Genomic DNA, 1,075 nt, shown 5'->3' on the forward strand with positions numbered 1-1,075 from the left:
TGGTTCACACTTGTTGCGGTGAACAGCACTTCATACGACTTCAGGTCGCACGGACCAAAACCGTGTCAGTGTTTTTACTAATCTAGCTGCCACGGGTAAAATGTGATCTACCCTGTCAGCACGAAGCTGGACACTTCTGAGTTACGAACCATAGAACATCCTGACTTTGCGGATTACTTCTAGTATTACAACCATACGACCACCCTGCATGTTGTTGGCCAAATGCCCTTATCCACTACAGATGGCAATTGCCGACAACAAAAAACTTATACCTAATAAGTCAAAACCTAAAACACCCTCTTTTAGAAGGTAATATCCAGAAACAATACCAATAATAGGTATAACCAAGATATTTAAGTTAGCTGACATCATCAATATACTTCGGCACTTCTGGTAGGTTATTTCATCGAAGAAGACTACCAGTTCATCTCAATATCTATCTGCCTAGGTTTTATCTTGATAACTAACTAATGTATTAAAGTACCTGCCAAGCACTTTATTAAAATCACTAATATAACCACCTACCGAGGTAGGTGGTTTTGAGAGAGAAATCTAAGACTCAGACGTTTGCCGCTAAGGAACAGAGACACACGATGCGTAAAGATAGTCGTCGCTCGGCATAGTGAGCCCAGAGTGACCATTTCTGAGAGATATATTGGCATAGCCCGGACCACGAGACGTTGATGTCCAGTAATTTATCCTGACTGCCCAGCCACGAGCAGTAAACATATTTCCATTTGTGTTGAATAGTCCCCTTAACTCATTCACAGTAGCTAAACGCCAGTTGGTTCGTCCTGCAATACTCTTGGAATTATATGTGTCACACAATGAATCTGCGTTATTCCAATCGAAAATATAGAAATCCCCAGTAGGACCTGAAGTTCCTATTTCTTGTGTAAAACCTTTATTTGTACTGCCTCCTCTACTATCTAGGAACGTTTTGGATGGTGAATTTGTAAACAATTTCCCACTACCAGTATCGAAGATGTCAAGACATGAAGCTCCCGTACTCCTACATGCATATACCCAGTTAACTTGAAGATGCGCAGTTGAGCACCTGAAAATTATCATTTAT

At 40.9% G+C, this 1,075-nt stretch carries 1 protein-coding gene; it reads right to left on the reverse strand.

The genetic code is table 11. From position 1 onward, the window contains the following. Positions 1–573: 573 nt before the first annotated feature. Positions 574–1,071, reverse strand: coding sequence for a DUF1566 domain-containing protein (locus tag ACED60_RS25705; RefSeq protein ID WP_371728738.1), 498 nt, complete (start codon positions 1,069–1,071; stop codon positions 574–576). Positions 1,072–1,075 lie beyond the last annotated feature (4 nt).

Source organism: Vibrio sp. 1F279, assembly GCF_041439815.1.
GTDB lineage: Bacteria > Pseudomonadota > Gammaproteobacteria > Enterobacterales > Vibrionaceae > Vibrio > Vibrio tasmaniensis_A.